This is a genomic window from Dokdonella fugitiva (assembly GCF_014138265.1).
Taxonomy (GTDB): domain Bacteria; phylum Pseudomonadota; class Gammaproteobacteria; order Xanthomonadales; family Rhodanobacteraceae; genus Dokdonella_A; species Dokdonella_A fugitiva_A.
In genome coordinates this window covers 1,208,171-1,226,592 of the sequence record NZ_JACGXL010000001.1, presented here as the reverse complement: position 1 = coordinate 1,226,592, position 18,422 = coordinate 1,208,171, and the positions used below count along the sequence as shown (strand labels likewise).

Here is an 18,422-nt window from a genome sequence, read left to right as displayed (position 1 = left end):
GCGTCCGCATGGCGGGGTCGCGCGTCAGGTCGAATCGCGGAAATTCTTGCCGCCGCCGGCGATCAGGCGCTCGCCGAGGCGGTCCGGCAGCAGCTTGACGAGTCCCTTGATCGCGCGGTTGATGCGGCCGCTGACGCGGATCGAATCGCCGCGGTCGACCGCGGCGAGCGCGTCGCGCACGACCGTGTCGGCGTCCATCCACATCCAGCGCGGCATGCCCTTCATCTGCTCGCGCGTGCCGGTCACGTCGTGGAATTCCGAATGGGTGAAGCCGGGGCAGCAGGCGAGCACGTGCACGCCGTACGCGCGGTTCTCCAGCGACAGCGCCTGCGAGAACTTGATCAGGTACGCCTTCGACGCCGCGTACAGCGTGTGGCCGGCAGGTGCGGGGATGAGTCCGGCGAGCGAGGCGACATTGACGATGCGGCCGCGGCCGCGCTCGCGCATCGCCGGCAGGAACCGATGGCACAGCTCGGCCGGTGCGGTCATCAGCACCTGGATGAAATCCGCGTGCGTCTGCCACGGGCGCGACAGGAACGAGCCGGTGACGCCGTAGCCCGCGTTGTTGACGAGCACGTCGATCGCGAGGCCGCGTCGCGCGCACTCCTCGAACAATTGCGCCGGCGCCCGCGGATCGGCGAGATCGGCCGGCAGGCAGACGACGTCGACCTCGTGCCTTTCGCGCAGCTCGCCGGCGAGCGCTTCGAGGCGGTCGGCGCGGCGCGCGGTGAGCACGACGCCGCAACCGCTCGCGGCGAGCTGGCGCGCGAATTCCGCGCCGATGCCGGCGGATGCGCCGGTGACGAGGGCATGCAGCGACGAGGGCATCGTTCGGGATCTCCGTGGCAACGGGCAGGGTAGTCGTTCCGCCGCCGCGCGTCAGCCGTTGCCGCCCTTCGGGGTCGCCGCTATCCTTGCGCGCCTTTCGTCAGCCCGGAGCTGCCATGCGCCGCCCGCTCGTCGCCGGAAACTGGAAGATGCACGGTTCGCGCGCGATGGCCGGCGAACTCGTCGGCCGCATCGCGGCCGCGCTGCCGGCGCACGCCGACGTCGCCGTGTTGCCGCCGTTCCCGTACCTCGACGGCCTCGTCGCCGCGCAGCGCGGCAGCGGCATCGCATTCGGTGCGCAGGATCTGAGCGAACACGCGCAGGGCGCGTACACGGGCGAAGTGTCGGGCGCGATGCTGCACGACATCGGTTGCACCTGCGTGCTCGTCGGTCATTCCGAACGCCGCCAGTACCACGCCGAGAGCGACGCGCGCGTCGCGGCGAAGTTCGTCGCCGCGCAGGCTGCGGGCCTCGTGCCGATCCTTTGCGTCGGCGAGACGCTGGCCGAGCGCGAGGACGGCACGACCGAGGACGTGATCGCGCGCCAGCTCGATGCGGTGATCGCGGCCGCGGGCATCGCCGCGTTCGCGCAGGCGGTGGTCGCGTACGAGCCGGTCTGGGCGATCGGCACGGGCCGGACCGCCACGCCGGAGCAGGCCCAGGCGGTGCATGCATTCATGCGTGGCAAATTCCGTAAACAGGATGCTACAATCGCCAACTCGCTGCGGCTCCTGTATGGCGGCAGCGTCAAACCCGCCAACGCGGCCGAGTTGTTCGGCCTGCCCGATGTGGATGGCGGATTGATCGGCGGGGCATCGCTGGTGGCTGCGGATTTCCTCGCCATCTGCGCTTGCGCCGCACCTGTGAAGAGCGACTGATGCTGTCGATTGTTGCCAACGTTTTCTATGTGCTGATCGCGATCGCCATGATCGTCCTGATCCTTTTGCAGCGCGGCGCAGGCGCCGCCGCAGGGTCGGGCTTCGGTGGCGGCGCGTCGGCGACCGTCTTCGGTGCGCGCGGTTCGGCGAATTTCCTTTCGCGCAGCACGGCGGTACTCGCGGGTTTGTTCTTCCTGCTCAGCCTCGGCATGGGCATTTACCTGGGTCGTACCGGCACGGCTACGAGTGCCGCCGACGATCTCGGCGTCATGTCCGGTGTCGCCGCCCCGGCGAAACCGGAAACCGCTCCGGCTCCGGCCGCGGGCAGCGACGTGCCGGCTCCGACCGCTCCGGCGGCCTCGGGCGACACGCCGGCGCCGACCGCCGCGACTCCGGACAAGCCCGCGGTGGCTGCCGACAAGCCGGCCGCGACGGCGACCAAGCAAGAGGGGAAGGACGGAAAGTAAGCAGTGCCCAGGTGGCGGAATTGGTAGACGCACTACCTTGAGGTGGTAGCGGGGAAACCCGTGGAGGTTCGAGTCCTCTCTTGGGCACCACTCGATTCGACCGGCGGCCGCGGACGCAATGTCCGCAGCCGCCGTGCCGGATCTTCTTTACCGTCGTCGCGCCGGCTGCGCCGTCGCGATCGCTGATGCGCCCACGGCGCGGAGGTGTCTGTGCTGACCGAGTACTTCCCGGTCCTGTTGTTCCTCGCGGTCTCCGCCGTGATCGGCATCGCGCTGATCGTCATCGGCAACCTGCTCGGTCCGCGCAAGCCCACTGCGGAAAAGGCCTCGCCGTACGAATGCGGCTTCGAGGCGTTCGAGGACGCGCGCATGCGCTTCGACGTGCGCTATTACCTGATCGCGATCCTGTTCATCATCTTCGACCTGGAAATCGCCTTCGTGTTTCCGTGGGCGACCGTGTTCGGCAAGCTCGGCATGGTCGGCCTCGTCGAGATGGGCATGTTCCTGCTGCTGCTCGTGATCGGTTTCGTCTACGTCTGGAAGAAGGGGGCGCTGGAATGGGAATGACGTTCCGCGCAGCGGCGCATTCGCGCGCATCCGGCCCTTCGAGGATTCACGCATGAGTCTCGTATCCCGCATCGGCGAGTCGATGCACAACCCGGAGCCGGTCAACGTCGTCGACGACATCCTGCGTCCGGGTGACGACAACCCGCTGATCCAGCGCGGCTTCGCCACCGCGCGCCTCGACGAACTCGTCAACTGGGCGCGCACCGGCTCGATGTGGCCGATGACGTTCGGCCTCGCCTGCTGCGCCGTCGAGATGATGCACGCGGGAGCCGCGCGCCTCGACCTCGACCGCTACGGCGTGATCTTCCGCCCGAGCCCGCGCCAGTCCGACGTGATGATCGTCGCCGGCACGCTCGTCAACAAGATGGCGCCCGCGTTGCGCAAGGTCTACGACCAGATGCCCGACCCGAAATGGGTCATCTCGATGGGCAGCTGCGCGAACGGCGGCGGCTACTACCACTACTCGTATGCGGTCGTGCGCGGCTGCGATCGGATCGTGCCCGTCGACGTCTACGTGCCGGGCTGCCCGCCGACGGCCGAAGCGCTGATCCACGGCATCCTGCAGCTGCAGAAGAAGATCCGCCGCACCAACACGATCGCGCGCTAGCGGAATCCGGACATGAGCGAAACAACGGCAGTCAGCGGCCGCCCCGCCTTCGTGCAGCAGCTCGAGGCGAAGCTCGGCCAGAAACTCGTGCGCCTCGACGAGGCGCGCGGCGAAATCACGATCGAGGTGCTGCCGGAGAACTGGCTCGCCGTCGCGGCGATCCTGCGCGACGACGCGGAGCTGCACTTCGAGCAACTCGTCGACCTCTGCGGCGTCGATTATCTTTCCTACGGCCAGGCCGAATGGGACACGACCGACGTGTCGTGGACCGGCTTCTCGCGCGGCGTCGAGGGCGAGGGACCGGGACGTTTCGACTGGGCCGACCGCCCGCATCCGGCGCATATCCCGCGCCGCTTCGGCGTCGTCGTGCACCTGCTGTCGGTGCGCCACAACCGCCGCCTGCGCATGCGCGCGCTCTGCACCGACGACGACCTGCCGGGCGTGCCGTCGCTGATCGGCGTGTGGCCGAGCACCGACTGGTTCGAACGCGAGGCGTTCGACCTCTACGGCATCGTGTTCGAAGGCCACCCGGACCTGCGTCGCATCCTCACCGACTACGGCTTCGTCGGCCATCCGTTCCGCAAGGACTTCCCGCTGATCGGCAACGTCGAGGTGCGCTACGACCCCGACAAGCGACGCGTCGTGTACGAACCGGTGACTTCGGTCGAGCCGCGCGTGCTCGTGCCGCGCACGATCCGCGACGACTCGCGCTACGACCAGGCCCAGGCGGAAGCCGCCGCGGAGCGCAAGAAGTGAATGCAGGCAAAGCCAAAGCTTTCGACACGGAGCACACAGAGCACACGGAGAAAGCGATGAATGGAAAAGCTCTTCCTCCGTGTGCTCCGTGTGCTCCGTGTTTCATTCTTTTGATCGCTTGATGTAGTTCGGACCGTCGACATGCAGGAAATCAAGAACTACACGATGAACTTCGGCCCGCAGCATCCGGCTGCGCACGGCGTGCTGCGCCTGGTGCTGGAGATGGACGGCGAGACGATCGTGCGTGCGGATCCGCACATCGGCCTGCTGCATCGCGCGACCGAGAAGCTCGCCGAGTCGAAGCCGTTCAACCAGTCGATCGGCTACATGGATCGCCTCGACTACGTCTCGATGATGTGCAACGAGCACGCCTACGTGCGCGCGATCGAGAGCCTGCTCGGCGTCGAGGCGCCGGAACGCGCGCAGTGGATCCGCACGATGTTCGACGAGATCACGCGCATCCTGAACCACCTCATGTGGGTCGGTTCGAACGCGCTCGACCTCGGCGCGATGGCGGTGTTCCTGTACGCGTTCCGCGAGCGCGAAGAGCTCATGGACTGCTACGAGGCGGTCAGCGGCGCACGCATGCACGCGACCTACTACCGCCCCGGCGGCGTCTATCGCGACCTGCCGGAAGTGATGCCCAAGTACGGCGAGTCGAAGTGGCACAAGGGCAAGGACCTCGAGCGCCGCAACGCGTGGCGCGGCGGTTCGATGCTCGACTTCCTCGATGCGTTCTGCGCCGATTTCCCGCGCCGCGTCGACGAGTACGAAGAACTGCTGACGAACAACCGCATCTGGAAGCAGCGCACCGTCGACATCGGCATCGTCTCGCCGGAACAGGCGCTCGCGTGGGGCATGAGTGGCCCGATGCTGCGCGGCTCGGGCGTCGAGTGGGACCTGCGCAAGAAGCAGCCGTACGCGAAGTACGCGGACGTCGACTTCGACATTCCGGTCGGCGTGAAGGGCGACTGCTACGACCGCTATCTCGTGCGCGTCGAGGAGATGCGCCAGTCGAACCGGATCATCAAGCAGTGCGTGGACTGGCTGCGCGCGAACCCGGGTCCGGTGATGGTGCGCAACTACAAGGTCGCGCCGCCTTCGCGTGTCGAGATGAAGGACGACATGGAAGCGCTGATCCACCACTTCAAGCTGTTCACCGAAGGCTATTCGGTGCCGGCCGGCGAGACCTACAGCGCGGTCGAGGCGCCGAAGGGCGAGTTCGGCATCTACCTCGTCTCGGACGGCGCGAACAAGCCGTTCCGCCTGAAGTGCCGCGCGCCGAGCTTCGTGCACCTGTCGTCGATGGACGCGATCGTGCGCGGCCACATGCTGCCGGACGTCGTCGCGATGATCGGCACCTACGACGTCGTTTTTGGAGAAGTCGACCGATGAAGGCGACCGGTACCTACGAGGCGGTCAGGGACGTCGATCCGCTGGTCGCGCTGAACGCGCACACGCGCGAGCACATCGACCACTGGGTCGCGAAGTTCCCGCCCGACCGCAAGCGTTCGGCGCTGATCCAGGGCCTGTGGGCCGCGCAGGAGCAGAACGGCGGCCACCTCACCGACGAACTGATCACCGCCGTGACGAAGTACCTCGGCCTGCCGCAGGTGTGGGGCTACGAGGTCGCGACCTTCTATTCGATGTTCGAGACGAACCCCGTCGGCCGCCACAACGTGGCGATCTGCACCAACATCTCGTGCTGGCTCAACGGCGCCGAGGACATCGTGCGCCACTGCGAAGAGAAGTACGGCATCAAGCTCGGCGAGAGCAGCAAGGACGGTCGCATCTACCTCAAGAAGGAAGAGGAATGCCTGGCCGCGTGCTGCGGCGCGCCGATGATGGTCGTGAACGGCCACTACCACGAGAACCTGACGATCCAGAAGGTCGACCGGATTCTCGACGAATTGAAGTAACCCATATGGCATATGGTCCCGCACCGCAGGAACACCAGGTCGTCTACACGACGCTGCAATTCGAGCAGCCGTGGACGCTGGACAACTATCTGAAGGTCGATGGCTACAAGGCGTGGAAGAAGATCCTCGCCGAGAAGCCCGACCCCGCGTCGATCGTCGACGAGGTGAAGAAGAGCGGCCTGCGTGGTCGCGGTGGCGCGGGCTTCCCGACCGGTCTCAAGTGGTCGTTCATGCCCAAGGGCACGATGCAGAAGTACATCCTCTGCAACTCGGACGAATCCGAGCCGGGCACTTGCAAGGACCGCGACATCCTGCGCTTCAATCCGCATGCGGTCGTCGAAGGCCTGGCGATCGCCTGCTACGCGACCGGCTCGACCGTCGCCTACAACTACCTGCGCGGCGAATTCCATCACGAGCCGTTCGAGCACATCGAACAGGCGCTCAAGGACGCGTACGCGGCGGGCCTGCTCGGCAAGAACATCCAGGGCAGCGGCATCGACGTCGACATCCACAATGCACTCGGCGCCGGCGCCTACATCTGCGGCGAGGAAACCGCGCTGATGGAATCGCTCGAAGGCAAGAAGGGCCAGCCGCGCTTCAAGCCGCCGTTCCCGGCGAATTTCGGCCTGTACGGCCGGCCGACCACGATCAACAACACCGAGACGTACGCGTCGGTGCCGGCGATCCTCAACAAGGGCGCCGACTGGTTCCTCAACCTCGGCAAGCCGAACAACGGCGGTCCGAAGATCTTCTCGGTGTCCGGGCACGTCAACAAGCCGGGCAACTACGAGATCCGCCTCGGTACGCCGTTCAAGGATCTGCTCGAGATGGCCGGCGGGGTGCGCAACGGCCACAAGCTCAAGGCGGTGATCCCGGGCGGTTCGTCGATGCCGGTGCTGCCGGCCGAGACGATGATGGCGCTGACGATGGATTACGACGCGATCCAGAAGGCCGGCTCCGGCCTCGGTTCGGGCGCGGTCATCGTGATGGACGAAACGACCTGCATGGTGCGCGCGTGCCAGCGCATCGCGCGCTTCTACTACGCCGAATCGTGCGGCCAGTGCACGCCGTGCCGCGAAGGCACCGGCTGGATGTACCGCATGCTCACGCGCATCGTCGAAGGCAAGGCCGAGCTCGGCGACCTCGACATCCTCAAGGCCGCCGCGGGCCAGATCGAAGGCCACACGATCTGCGCGTTCGGCGAGGCCGCCGCGTGGCCGGTGCAGGGCATGCTGCGGCACTACTGGAACGAGTTCGAATACTTCATCAGGAACGGTCGATCGATCGTCGACGCGCACCTGGGAGCGGCCGCATGAGCGCGCAACCCACCGCACCGGCCGTGCCGCCGGATCACGTCACGATCGAGATCGACGGCAAGTCGATGGTCGTGCCGAAGAATTCCATGATCATCGCCGCGGCCGACAAGGCCGGCATCGCGATCCCGCGCTTCTGCTACCACGAAAAGCTGCCGATCGCCGCCAACTGCCGCATGTGCATGGTCGAAGTCGAGATGGGCGGCAAGCCGATGCCCAAGCCGCAGCCGGCCTGCGCGACGCCGGTCGCCGACGGCATGAAGATCCAGACGCAGTCGCAGCGCGCGCTGTCGGCGCAGCGCAACGTGATGGAGTTTCTGCTGATCAACCATCCGCTGGACTGCCCGATCTGCGACCAGGGTGGCGAGTGCGAACTGCAGGACCTGTCGATGGGCTACGGCCGCTCGGTGTCGCGCTTCGTCGAGAAGAAGCGCGTCGTGCCGGACGAGGACCTCGGTTCGCTGGTCGAGACGGAGATGACGCGCTGCATCCAGTGCACGCGCTGCGTGCGCTTCATGGCGGACATCGCGGGCACCTACGAGCTCGGCGGCATGGAGCGCGGCGAGCGCCTGCAGATCGGCACCTACGTCGGCAAGCCGCTCATGAGCGAGCTGTCCGGCAACGTCATCGACGTCTGCCCGGTCGGCGCGCTGACGAACAAGCCCTTTCGGTTCAAGGCGCGCGCGTGGGAACTCATCGCGCGCGAATCGATCGGCTATCACGACGCGCTCGGCACCAACCTCTGGCTGCACACGCGGCGTGGTGAAGTGCTGCGCGCCGTGCCGCGCGACAACGAGGCGGTCAACGAGTGCTGGGCCTCGGACCGCGACCGCTATTCGAGCGACGGCCTGCGTGCGAAAGACCGCGCGCAGAAGCCGATGATCCGTCGCAACGGCGAACTCGTCGAAGCGAGCTGGGCCGAAGCGCTCGCGTTCGTCGCCGACCACCTGCGCGACGCGCGCGGCGACGTCGGCGCGCTGGTCGCGCCGCTCACCTCGAACGAGGAAGGCTTCCTGCTCGGCCGCCTGCTGCGCGGCATCGGCAGCGACCACGTCGACCATCGCCTGCGCACGCTCGATTTCGCCGATGCGCCGGTCGCCACGCCGTTCGAGATGCCGATCGCGGCGATCGACAAGGCGAAGGCGATCCTGCTCGTCGGTTGCAACCCGCGCCACGAGATCCCGCTGCTCGCGCAGCGCATCCGCAAGGCGGTGCGCGCGGGCGCGAAGGTGCACGCGATCAACCCGGTCGATTTCGACTTCAACTTCGACCTCGCCGGCAAGGCGATCGTCACGCCGGCGGCGATGCTCGATGCGCTGCTCGGCCTCGCCAAGGCGGCGAACGACGCCGGCCACCTGCCGGAATCGTCCGCGCTCGCGCAGGCGATCGCCGGCCTCTCCGCCGATGCGAAGGCGCAGGCGTTGTTCAAGCTGCTCGCCGACGCGCCGGAGTCGGTCATCCTCCTCGGCGAAACCGCGCTCAACCATCCGAACGCGTCGTCGCTGCGCGCGGCGGCCCGCTTCGTCGCGAAGGTCACGCATTCGGCCGTCGACGAGATCCCGGGCGGCGCGAACGCGGTCGGCCTCGCCCGCGCCGGCGCGCAGCCGCGCCAGGGCGGCCGCGATGCGGGCGCGCTGCTCGCCAATCCGCCGAAGCACCTCGTCGTCTACCACACGGGTTCGCAGGACACGAGCGCGCCCGCCGCATTCGACCGCGCGCGCACCGAGGCGCAGTTCTGCGTCTACGTCGGCGCGTACGCGTGCAACGGCGTGCAGCGCACCGCGCACGCGGTGCTGCCGATCGGCCTGCCGCCGGAAATCGACGGCAGCTACACCAATCTCGACGGTACGACGCAGACGATCGACGCGGCAGCGAAGCTGCCGGGCGACGCGCGCCCGGGCTGGAAGGTGCTGCGCGCGCTCGGCGCCGCGCTCTCGATCCCCGGCTTCGAGTTCACCGCGATCGACGACGTGCGCGCGCAGATGGCCGCGGACGGCGCCTCGCCGGTCACCGCGACGAATGCGCTGCGCCCGCGCATCGAACCCGCGCACGGCCGCCTCGTGCGCATCGCGACTACGGCGATCTATGCGTCGGACGCGGTCGTGCGTCGTTCGCCCGCGCTGCAGGCGCATCCGCTCGCGCGCCCCGCGTGCGTGACCCTGCACCCGGAAGACGCGCTCGCACTCGGCCTCGGCGCCGGCGCGACCGCACGCGTGTCCGGCGTCGAACTCCCGGTCGAGCTGTCGACCCGCGTGCCGCGCGGCGGTGCGTGGATCGAGGCCGGCCTCAAGGGTTCGGCGCACCTGCCGCCGCACGGCGCCTCCCTCGACATCACGAAGGCCTGACGACGCATGGACTCGATCATCGCCGCCTTCCACTGGTTCGTGTCGACGTTCCCGACGCTGTCGATGGCGCTCGGCCTGCTGCTGCTGCCGCTCGTGCCGCTGATCATCGGCGTCGCGATGTACGTGTGGTGGGAACGCAAGGTCATTGGCTGGATGCACGTGCGCATGGGGCCGAACAAGGTCGGCCCGTTCGGTCTCGCGCAGACCTTCGCCGACGTCTTCAAGCTGCTGCTCAAGGAAGTCGTCTATCCGGCGAATTCCAACAAGACGCTGTTCCTGCTCGCGCCGCTGTGGGCGTTGATCCCGTCGTTCGCGGCGTGGGCGGTGATCCCGATCGGCCCGAACGTCGCCTGGTCGAACGCGAATGCCGGACTGCTGTTCCTGCTCGCGATGACCTCGATGGGCGTGTACGGCATCATCCTCGCCGGCTGGGCGTCGAACTCGCGCTACGCGATGCTCGGCGCGATGCGTTCCGCCGCGCAGGTCGTCAGCTACGAGATCGCGATGGGCTTCTCGCTCGTCAGCGTGCTGATCCTCGCGGGCAGCCTCAACCTCAGCGACATCGTGCAGGCGCAGGCGGGCGGCAAGGGTCTGTTCGACTGGTTCTGGCTGCCTCTGCTGCCGATGTTCGTCATCTACTTCGTCTCGGGCGTCGCCGAGACGAACCGCGCACCGTTCGACGTCGCCGAAGGCGAGTCGGAGATCGTCGCGGGCTTCCACGTCGAGTACTCGGGTGCGCCGTTCGCGGTGTTCTTCCTGACCGAGTACGCGAACATGATCCTGGTGTCGTTCCTCGCGCCGATCCTGTTCCTCGGTGGCTGGCTGAGCCCGATCCAGGGCTGGGTGCATGCGGACGTCGCCTGGTACGTCGACTGGATCTGGAAGGGCGGCTGGCCGTGGCTCTTCCTCAAGGTGTTCTTCTTCGCGACCGCCTACGTCTGGTTCCGCGCGAGCTTCCCGCGCTACCGCTACGACCAGATCATGCGGCTCGGCTGGAAGGTGTTCATCCCGATCACGATCGTGTGGGTGTTCGTGGCGGGTTGCATGAAGTACTTCGGCTGGGTCACGGCGGGCGCTTGAGGCGATGGCAATGAATCGAGTCACGAGCTATCTCAAGAGTCTGATGCTGCTGGAGCTGCTGGCCGGCCTCGGGCTGACGTTCAAGTACCTGTGGCGCCCGAAGTACACGGTGCGCTACCCGATGGAACACATCCCCAAGTCGAACCGCTTCCGCGGGCTGCACGCGTTGCGCCGCTATCCGAACGGCGAGGAGCGCTGCATCGCATGCAAGCTGTGCGAGGCGGTGTGCCCGGCGCTCGCGATCACCATCGATTCGGCGCCGCGCGAGGACGGCACGCGCCGCACCACGCGCTACGACATCGACCTGTTCAAGTGCATCTTCTGCGGCTTCTGCGAAGAGAGCTGCCCGGTGGACTCGATCGTCGAGACCTCGATCCACGAATACCACTTCGAGAAGCGCGGCGAGAACGTCGTGACGAAGCCGCAGCTGCTCGCGATCGGCGACCGCTTCGAGAAGGAGATCGCGGCCGCGCGCGCGCAGGACGCGGCGTTCCGCTGACGGACACTGACCCATGAGCTTCCAGCTGATCTGCTTCTACGCCTTCGCCGCGATCACCGTGGGCGCCGCGCTCGCGGTGATCTCGGTGCGCAGCCCCGTGCACGCCGCGCTCTGCCTCGTGCTCACGTTCTTCTCGACCGCGTGCACCTGGCTGCTCGCCGACGCCGAGTTCCTCGCGATCGCGCTCGTGCTCGTCTACGTCGGCGCGGTGATGGTGCTGTTCCTGTTCGTCGTGATGATGCTCGACCTCGACCTCGACCCGCTGCGCGAAGGCTTCGTGCGCGCGCTACCGGTCGGCATCGTCGTCGCGGTCGTCATGCTGGTCGAGATGCTCGGACTCATCGGCGTGCGCTCGATGCAGCTGCCGGCGCCGCCGGAGCCGGCCGCCGCCGCGGGCATGTCGAACACGTCCTGGCTCGCCAACGCGCTGTTCAGCCAGTTCCTGCTGCCGTTCGAGGTCGCCGCGCTGATCCTGACCGTCGCGATCGTGGCGGCGATTCCGCTCACCCTGCGCCGCCGCACCGGCACGCGCACGCAGAATCCGGGCCGGCAGGTCATGGTGCAGGCGCGCGATCGCGTGCGCATCGTCAAGATGGCCGCGGAGAAGCCCGCGCCGGCCGCCGACAAGACCGGGGAGACCACGCCGTGATCACGCTCGCGCACTTCCTCACGCTCGGCGCGGTGCTGTTCTGCATCGCGGTCGCGGGCATCTTCATCAACCGCAAGAACGTCATCACCCTGCTGATGGCGATCGAGCTGATGCTGCTCGCGGTCAACACCAACTTCGTCGCGTTCTCGCGCTTCCTCGGCGACCCGTCGGGCCAGGTGTTCGTGTTCTTCATCCTCACGGTCGCCGCGGCCGAGTCGGCGATCGGCCTCGCGATCCTCGTCGTGCTGTTCCGCAACCGCGCGACGATCAACGTCACCGAAATCGATTCGATGAAGGGCTGATCGACGATGCTCTCGAAAACCATCCTGCTCGTCATCGTCCTCGCGCCGCTGTTCGGCGCACTCGTCGCGGGCCTGCTGCGCAACCAGGTCGGCCGCAAGGGCGCCGCGGGCGTCACGATCGCCGGCGTGCTGCTTTCGTGCGCGTTGTCGTTCCACGTGCTCTACCAGCTCGTCTGGGGCGGCGCGACGACGTTCAACGAGAACCTCTACACCTGGTTCCAGGTCGGCTCGTTCGGCGCGCACGTCGGCTTCCTCGTCGACCGCCTCACCGCGATGATGATGGTGGTCGTCACCTTCGTCTCGTTGATGGTGCACGTCTACACGATCGGCTACATGGCCGACGACGACGGCTTCCAGCGCTTCTTCAGCTACATCGCGCTGTTCACGTTCTCGATGCTCATGCTGGTCATGAGCAACAATTTCCTGCAGCTGTTCTTCGGCTGGGAGGCGGTCGGCCTCGTGTCGTACCTGCTAATCGGCTTCTGGTTCAAGCGGCCGAGCGCGATCTTCGCCAACATGAAGGCGTTCCTCGTCAACCGCGTCGGCGACTTCGGCTTCCTGCTCGGCATCGCCGGCGTGCTGTTCTGGTTCGGCTCGCTCGACTATTCGCAGGTGTTCGGGGCGACCGCGTCCGACGTCGCGCTCACGCGCACGGTCGAGATCTTCGCCGGCCACCCATGGCACGTCGCGACGATCGTCTGCGTCTGCCTGTTCGTCGGCGCGATGGGCAAGTCGGCGCAGGTGCCGCTGCACGTGTGGCTGCCGGACTCGATGGAAGGCCCGACGCCGATCTCCGCGCTGATCCACGCCGCGACGATGGTGACCGCCGGCATCTTCATGGTCGCGCGCATGTCGCCGCTGTTCGAGCTCAGCGAGACCGCGCTGTCGTTCGTGCTCGTGATCGGCGCGACGACCGCGCTGTTCACCGGCTTGATCGGCATCGTGCAGAACGACATCAAGCGCGTGGTCGCCTACTCGACGTTGTCGCAGCTCGGCTACATGACGGTCGCGCTCGGCGTGTCCGCGTACGCGGGCGGCGTCTACCACCTGATGACGCACGCGTTCTTCAAGGCACTGCTGTTCCTCGGCGCCGGCTCGGTCATCGTCGCGATGCACCACGAGCAGGACATGCGCTACATGGGCGGCCTGCGCAAATACATGCCGATCACCTGGATCACGATGTGGCTCGGCTCGCTCGCGCTCGCGGGAGCGCCCGGCTTCGCCGGCTTCTTCTCCAAGGACGCGATCATCGAGGCGGTCGGCGAGTCGCATCGCTGGGGTTCGGGCTACGCGTACTTCTGCGTGATGGCCGGCGTGTTCGTGACCGCGCTGTACAGCTTCCGCCTGCTCTACAAGACGTTCCACGGCAAGGAGCGCTTCGTCGTCGACGCTCACCACCATGGGCACGGTCACCACGACGACCATCATGACGATCACGGCCACCAAGAGCCGGGGCATCTCGCGCATGCGCCGCACGAGTCGCCGTGGGTGATCACGTTGCCGCTCGTGCTGCTCGCGATTCCGTCGGTGGTCATCGGCTGGTTCACGGTCGGGCCGATGCTGTTCGGCGGCTGGTTCGGCGGTGCGATCCGCGTGAGCCAGGAAGAGGGCCGCGACGTGCTCGGCGAGATCGGCAAGGAATTCCACGATCCGCTCCATATGGTGCTGCACGGGTTCACGCAGGCGCCGTTCTGGATCGCGTTCGCCGGCTTCGCGGTCGCGACCTGGATCTGGCTGTTCAACCCGGGCGTGACGGAACGCTTCAAGAGCGCACTCCGCCCGCTCTACACGATGCTCAACAACAAGTACTGGGTCGACGAGCTCTACCAGGCCGTGTTCGCGCGCGGCGGCATCGCGCTCGGCCGCGGGCTGTGGAAGGGCGGCGACGCCGGCCTCATCGACGGCGTCGCGGTGAACGGCTCGGCCGCGCTGGTCGACCGCGTCTCCGCGACCGTGCGCTGGCTGCAGTCCGGTTACCTCTACCACTATGCCTTCGCCATGATCCTCGGCCTGATCGCGCTGCTCGGTGGCGTGTGGTGGGTCAACCACCTGGCACCCTGATCGACGGACTGACACGACCATGCATCTCCCGCATCTTCTGAGTCTCCTGATCTGGCTGCCGATGCTCGGCGCGATCGCCGTGCTCGCGTTCGGCCGGCAGGCGAACACCGCGCGCTGGCTCGCGCTGGCGACCACCGTCGCGACGTTCCTGCTGTCGATCCCGCTGTGGATGGACTACCTGCCGGCGATCCCGGGCATGCAGTTCGTCGAGAAGCTCGCCTGGATCCCCGCGCTCAACGCGAACTACGCGCTCGGTGTCGACGGCATCGCGATCGCGCTGATCGTGCTGACCACGTTCACGAGCGTGCTCGTAATCCTCGGTGCGTGGGGCCCGATCGAAGAGCGCGTGTCGCAGTACATGGCCGCGATGCTCGCGCTCGAGGGCCTGCTCGTCGGCGTGTTCGCGGCGACCGACGCGTTGCTGTTCTACGTGTTCTTCGAGGGCATGCTGATCCCGATGTTCATCCTCATCGGCATCTGGGGCGGCCCGCGGCGCGTCTACGCGACCCTGAAGTTCTTCATCTACACGTTCCTCGGCTCGATCTTCATGCTGGTCGGACTGATCTACCTGCACGTGAAGACCGGCGAGTTCTCGCTCGACGCGTTCGCCCACGCGAGCCTCGGCGCGAAGGAGCAGGCGTGGCTGTTCTTCGCCTTCCTCATCGCGTTCGCGATCAAGGTGCCGATGTGGCCGGTGCACACCTGGCTGCCGGACGCGCACGTCGAGGCGCCGACCGGCGGTTCGGTGATCCTGGCCGCGATCATGCTGAAGGTCGGCGGTTACGGCTTCGTGCGCTTCTCGCTGCCGATCACGCCGGACGCGTCGCAGGAATACGCATGGGTCGTCATCGCGATGTCGCTGATCGCGGTGGTCTACATCGGCTACGTCGCGCTGGTGCAGGAGGACATGAAGAAGCTCGTCGCGTACTCGTCGATCGCGCACATGGGCTTCGTCACGCTCGGCATCTTCGTCGCGCTCGCGCTCGTGCGCGTCAACGCCAACCCGGTCGGCGCGCGCCTCGCGATCCAGGGCGCGATGGTCCAGATGATCTCGCACGGCTTCGTCTCGGGCGCGATGTTCTCCTGCATCGGCGTCATGTACGACCGCCTGCACACGCGCATGATCAAGGACTACGGCGGCATCGTGAACGTGATGCCGTGGTTCGCCGCGTTCATGGTGCTGTTCGCGATGGCCAACTGCGGCCTGCCGGGCACGTCCGGCTTCGTCGGCGAGTTCATGGTCATCCTCGCGGCGTTCCAGGACAGCCCGTTGATCGCTGCGGTCGCCGCGTTCACCCTGATCATCGGCGCCGCCTACACGCTGTGGCTGGTCAAGCGCGTCGTGTTCGGCGAGGTCGGCAACGACAAGGTCGCGAAGATGAAGGACCTCGACGCGCGCGAATGGATCGTGCTCGGCGCGTTCGCCGCCGGCGTGCTCGCGGTCGGCGTGTATCCGAAGCCGCTGACCGACCTCATGGAGCCTGCCGTGCAGCAGCTCGTGCAGCAGCTCAGCCTGGCCAAGACGTGAGCCCCGACATGATCCAGTTCAACCCCGCCGATCTCGCGACGATGCTGCCGGAGCTGTTCCTGCTCGGCGCCACCTGCACGATCCTGCTGATCGACCTTTTCCTCAAGCCGACGCAGCGCGACGTCACGCACTGGCTGTCGCTCGCCGCGCTGCTCGCCACCGGCGTGCTGGTCTGGCGCGACGCCCCGGCGCAAGGCGCGAGCATCGCCGCGTTCAACGGCATGTTCCTGCGCGACGGCGTCGCCACCGTGCTCAAGGTATTCGTGCTGCTGACGACCGGCCTCGTGTTCCTCTACAGCCGCGATTACCTGCGCGGGCGCAAGCTGTTCGTCGGCGAGTTCTACCTGCTGCTGCTGTTCGCGACGCTCGGCATGATGCTGCTCGTCTCGGCCGGCAACCTCGTCACGGTCTACCTCGGCCTCGAGCTGCTGACCCTGAGTTCGTACGCGCTGGTCGCGCTCAATCGCGACTCGGCCGTGTCGAGCGAGGCGGCGATCAAGTATTTCGTGCTCGGCGCGCTCGCCTCGGGCCTGCTGCTGTACGGCATGTCGATGATCTACGGCGCGACCGGCACGCTCGACCTGGCGAAGATCCACGCGATCGCCGACTTCTCGGCGAACAGCCCGCATCGCATGCTGCTCGCGTTCGGCCTCGTCTTCCTCGTGGTCGGCTCGGCGTTCAAGCTCGGCGCCGCGCCGTTCCACATGTGGCTGCCCGACGTCTACCAGGGTGCGCCGACCGCGGTCACGCTGTTCGTCGGCTCGGCCTCGAAGATCGCCGCGTTCGGCATGACCTGGCGCCTGCTCGACGGCGCGATGGGCGGCATGCACGTGCACTGGACGCAGATGCTCGGCGTGCTCGCGGTGCTGTCGCTGGCGATCGGCAACGTGTTCGCGATCGCGCAGACGAACCTCAAGCGCATGCTCGCCTATTCGACCATCTCGCACGTCGGCTTCCTGCTGCTCGGCTTCGTCAACGGCAGCGCGTCCGGCTACGCGGCGGCGATGTTCTACGTGATCAGCTACGCGCTGATGGCGGCGGTCGCGTTCGGCATGATCATGCTGCTCGCGCGCGCGGGCTTCGAAGCCGAGGAGATCGACGACTTCAAGGGGCTGAACCAGCGCAACCCGTGGTACGCGGGCGTGATGGCGATCGCGATGTTCTCGCTCGCGGGCGTGCCGCCGCTGTTCGGCTTCTTCGCCAAGCTCATGGTGCTCAAGGCGGTCATCGACGCCGGGCAGATGTGGCTCGCGATCGTCGCGATCGTGTTCGCGATCATCGGCCTCTACTACTACCTGCGCGTGGTCAAGGTCATGTACTTCGACGAGCCGCACGACGCGACCGTGCTAGAGCTGCCGCGCGACCGCGGCTTCCGCTGGGTGCTTTCGCTGAACGGCCTCGCGCTGCTCGCGCTCGGCGTCGCGTGGGGCCCTCTGCTCGACTGGTGCGATCGCGCGTTCGCGGTCGCCGCGCTGATCCCGCGCTGAACAGCGGGCTTGCCGTGACGGAGTGTTACCGCTACACTGCGTAGCTCGGTGCGGGGTGGAGCAGTCTGGCAGCTCGTCGGGCTCATAACCCGAAGGTCGTAGGTTCAAATCCTACCCCCGCTACCAGTTTCAAGAGGTCCAGGGAAAAGGCCGCCTCGAGCGGCTTTTTTTCTGACCAGGCGCAGGACGCGCCGGTCGCCTTCGGGCGGCATCCGCCGATGTTGGATGCGACACAACGGCGAACTACGGAATGGGCCTCGTGCCCATTTTTTGTTTGTGTTTTCGCTTTTTCCGCAAGTGCGGCCAAGCCGGCGCCCTTGCCTCGGGCGGTCAGGGACGATCGCGACGGTAGACATGACGAACGACGAACTGAGCCAGCTGCTGGAACCCGCGATCGCCGACCTCGGCCTCGAGCTGGTCGGCATCGAATTCAGCCCGAACGCGGGCGGCAGCCTGCTGCGCGTCTACATCGACGAGCCGGAGCGCGGCGTCACGATCGACGATTGCGAACGCGCGAGCCGCGAGATTTCCGCACTGCTCGACGTCAACGACCCGGTCGCCGGGCGCTACACGCTCGAAGTGTCGTCGCCGGGCCTCGAGCGGCCGCTGTTCACGCCCGCGCATTTCGAGCGGTTCCGCGGCGAGCAGGTGAAGATCTCGGTGAACCTGCCGCTCGACGGGCGACGCCGGTTCCAGGGCCGCATCGACGCGGTCGACGACGAGCGCGTGACGATCGACCAGGACGGCAAGCTGGTCGAGATCGCGCATGCGAACATCGCGAAGGCGCGCCTCGTGCCCGACTACGTCGCACTCGGACTCGCCCCGGCGCGCCCCGGCAAGCCGGAGCCGCCCGCGCAACCGAAGCGGAAGAAGAAGTGAGGAAGCGTCCGGTTCGCCGGGCGTAGAAGGACGGTTTGCAGGCGTCATCCGGCAGCGAAGCCACCGGATGGCGGAATGGAGCCCGCTTGAGTCGAGGGGGCAGCCCGTCCGTAGGATGGGCGGGGTTATGGAAGCAATACCGAAGTACCCAACGAAGCGTGAGGCCCGGTCGACCCGGTCGGCCGAAGCGGTAACAAACAGGATTGAAGTCGTCGTTCGGGCGGTAGCGATGCCACCCGGATGCCGAAGATGAAGCC

General features: G+C 67.1%; 17 protein-coding genes, 2 tRNA genes and 1 pseudogene. 19 read left to right on the top strand and 1 reads right to left on the bottom strand.

Translation table 11 applies throughout. From position 1 onward, the window contains the following. Positions 1 to 24: 24 nt before the first annotated feature. Positions 25 to 828, bottom strand: coding sequence for an SDR family NAD(P)-dependent oxidoreductase (locus tag FHW12_RS05650; protein WP_182529970.1), 804 nt, complete (start codon positions 826 to 828; stop codon positions 25 to 27). Between the two features lie 116 nt (positions 829 to 944). On the opposite strand from FHW12_RS05650, the gene tpiA reads away from it, so the two are divergent. From tpiA to rimP, 19 genes and pseudogenes are all read left to right on the top strand, one after another. Next, positions 945 to 1,706, top strand: coding sequence for a triose-phosphate isomerase (gene tpiA, locus FHW12_RS05645; protein ID WP_182529969.1), 762 nt, complete (start codon positions 945 to 947; stop codon positions 1,704 to 1,706). Between the two features lie 2 nt (positions 1,707 to 1,708). Beyond that, positions 1,709 to 2,173 carry a preprotein translocase subunit SecG gene (secG, locus tag FHW12_RS05640; RefSeq protein WP_182530159.1) on the top strand — a complete coding sequence of 155 codons (465 nt, stop codon included), beginning with the start codon at positions 1,709 to 1,711 and terminating at the stop codon, positions 2,171 to 2,173. 5 nt (positions 2,174 to 2,178) lie between these two features. Then, positions 2,179 to 2,263, top strand: a tRNA-Leu gene (locus FHW12_RS05635). A 120-nt stretch (positions 2,264 to 2,383) separates the two neighbouring features. Further along, the gene (locus FHW12_RS05630) at positions 2,384 to 2,740 is read left to right on the top strand and encodes an NADH-quinone oxidoreductase subunit A (protein WP_182530158.1); all 357 of its coding nucleotides are present in this window, start codon (positions 2,384 to 2,386) and stop codon (positions 2,738 to 2,740) included. A gap of 52 nt (positions 2,741 to 2,792) precedes the next feature. Further along, the gene (locus tag FHW12_RS05625) at positions 2,793 to 3,347 is read left to right on the top strand and encodes a NuoB/complex I 20 kDa subunit family protein (protein WP_182529968.1); all 555 of its coding nucleotides are present in this window, start codon (positions 2,793 to 2,795) and stop codon (positions 3,345 to 3,347) included. Positions 3,348 to 3,359: 12 nt separating this feature from the next. After that, entirely contained in the window at positions 3,360 to 4,103 is a 744-nt protein-coding gene (locus FHW12_RS05620; protein ID WP_182529967.1) for an NADH-quinone oxidoreductase subunit C, read from the top strand. A 141-nt stretch (positions 4,104 to 4,244) separates the two neighbouring features. Then, positions 4,245 to 5,498, top strand: a complete 1,254-nt coding sequence (locus tag FHW12_RS05615; protein ID WP_182529966.1) for an NADH-quinone oxidoreductase subunit D — start codon at positions 4,245 to 4,247, stop codon at positions 5,496 to 5,498. Next, complete coding sequence (gene nuoE, locus FHW12_RS05610) at positions 5,495 to 6,022, top strand: NADH-quinone oxidoreductase subunit NuoE (RefSeq protein WP_182529965.1); 528 nt, start codon at positions 5,495 to 5,497, stop codon at positions 6,020 to 6,022. The genes FHW12_RS05615 and nuoE overlap by 4 nt, the downstream gene beginning before the upstream one ends. Positions 6,023 to 6,027: 5 nt before the next feature. Next, positions 6,028 to 7,338, top strand: coding sequence for an NADH-quinone oxidoreductase subunit NuoF (gene nuoF, locus FHW12_RS05605; RefSeq protein ID WP_182529964.1), 1,311 nt, complete (start codon positions 6,028 to 6,030; stop codon positions 7,336 to 7,338). Beyond that, the gene (gene nuoG, locus FHW12_RS05600) at positions 7,335 to 9,680 is read left to right on the top strand and encodes an NADH-quinone oxidoreductase subunit NuoG (protein WP_182529963.1); all 2,346 of its coding nucleotides are present in this window, start codon (positions 7,335 to 7,337) and stop codon (positions 9,678 to 9,680) included. Before nuoF ends, nuoG begins: the two co-directional genes overlap by 4 nt. A 63-nt stretch (positions 9,681 to 9,743) precedes the next feature. Then, entirely contained in the window at positions 9,744 to 10,760 is a 1,017-nt protein-coding gene (gene nuoH / locus FHW12_RS05595; RefSeq protein WP_259392896.1) for an NADH-quinone oxidoreductase subunit NuoH, read from the top strand. A 10-nt stretch (positions 10,761 to 10,770) separates the two neighbouring features. Next, positions 10,771 to 11,259 carry an NADH-quinone oxidoreductase subunit NuoI gene (gene nuoI, locus FHW12_RS05590; RefSeq protein WP_182529961.1) on the top strand — a complete coding sequence of 163 codons (489 nt, stop codon included), beginning with the start codon at positions 10,771 to 10,773 and terminating at the stop codon, positions 11,257 to 11,259. 13 nt (positions 11,260 to 11,272) lie between these two features. Beyond that, complete coding sequence (locus tag FHW12_RS05585; protein WP_182529960.1) at positions 11,273 to 11,908, top strand: NADH-quinone oxidoreductase subunit J; 636 nt, start codon at positions 11,273 to 11,275, stop codon at positions 11,906 to 11,908. After that, positions 11,905 to 12,210, top strand: a complete 306-nt coding sequence (gene nuoK / locus FHW12_RS05580) for an NADH-quinone oxidoreductase subunit NuoK (protein WP_131999407.1) — start codon at positions 11,905 to 11,907, stop codon at positions 12,208 to 12,210. The genes FHW12_RS05585 and nuoK overlap by 4 nt, the downstream gene beginning before the upstream one ends. Positions 12,211 to 12,216: 6 nt before the next feature. Then, positions 12,217 to 14,271 (top strand): NADH-quinone oxidoreductase subunit L, encoded by a 2,055-nt coding sequence (gene nuoL, locus FHW12_RS05575; RefSeq protein WP_182529959.1) that lies wholly within the window; start codon positions 12,217 to 12,219, stop codon positions 14,269 to 14,271. A gap of 19 nt (positions 14,272 to 14,290) precedes the next feature. Next, on the top strand, positions 14,291 to 15,799 hold the full coding sequence (locus FHW12_RS05570) for an NADH-quinone oxidoreductase subunit M (protein ID WP_182529958.1): 1,509 nt from the start codon (positions 14,291 to 14,293) through the stop codon (positions 15,797 to 15,799). A gap of 8 nt (positions 15,800 to 15,807) precedes the next feature. Next, on the top strand, positions 15,808 to 17,286 hold the full coding sequence (gene nuoN, locus FHW12_RS05565) for an NADH-quinone oxidoreductase subunit NuoN (RefSeq protein WP_182529957.1): 1,479 nt from the start codon (positions 15,808 to 15,810) through the stop codon (positions 17,284 to 17,286). Positions 17,287 to 17,335: 49 nt separating this feature from the next. Further along, positions 17,336 to 17,412: transfer RNA gene (locus tag FHW12_RS05560), tRNA-Met, on the top strand. Between the two features lie 228 nt (positions 17,413 to 17,640). Beyond that, a pseudogene (gene rimP / locus FHW12_RS05555) lies at positions 17,641 to 18,193 on the top strand (ribosome maturation factor RimP); the annotation flags it as partial. Between the last annotated feature and the right edge of the window lie 229 nt (positions 18,194 to 18,422).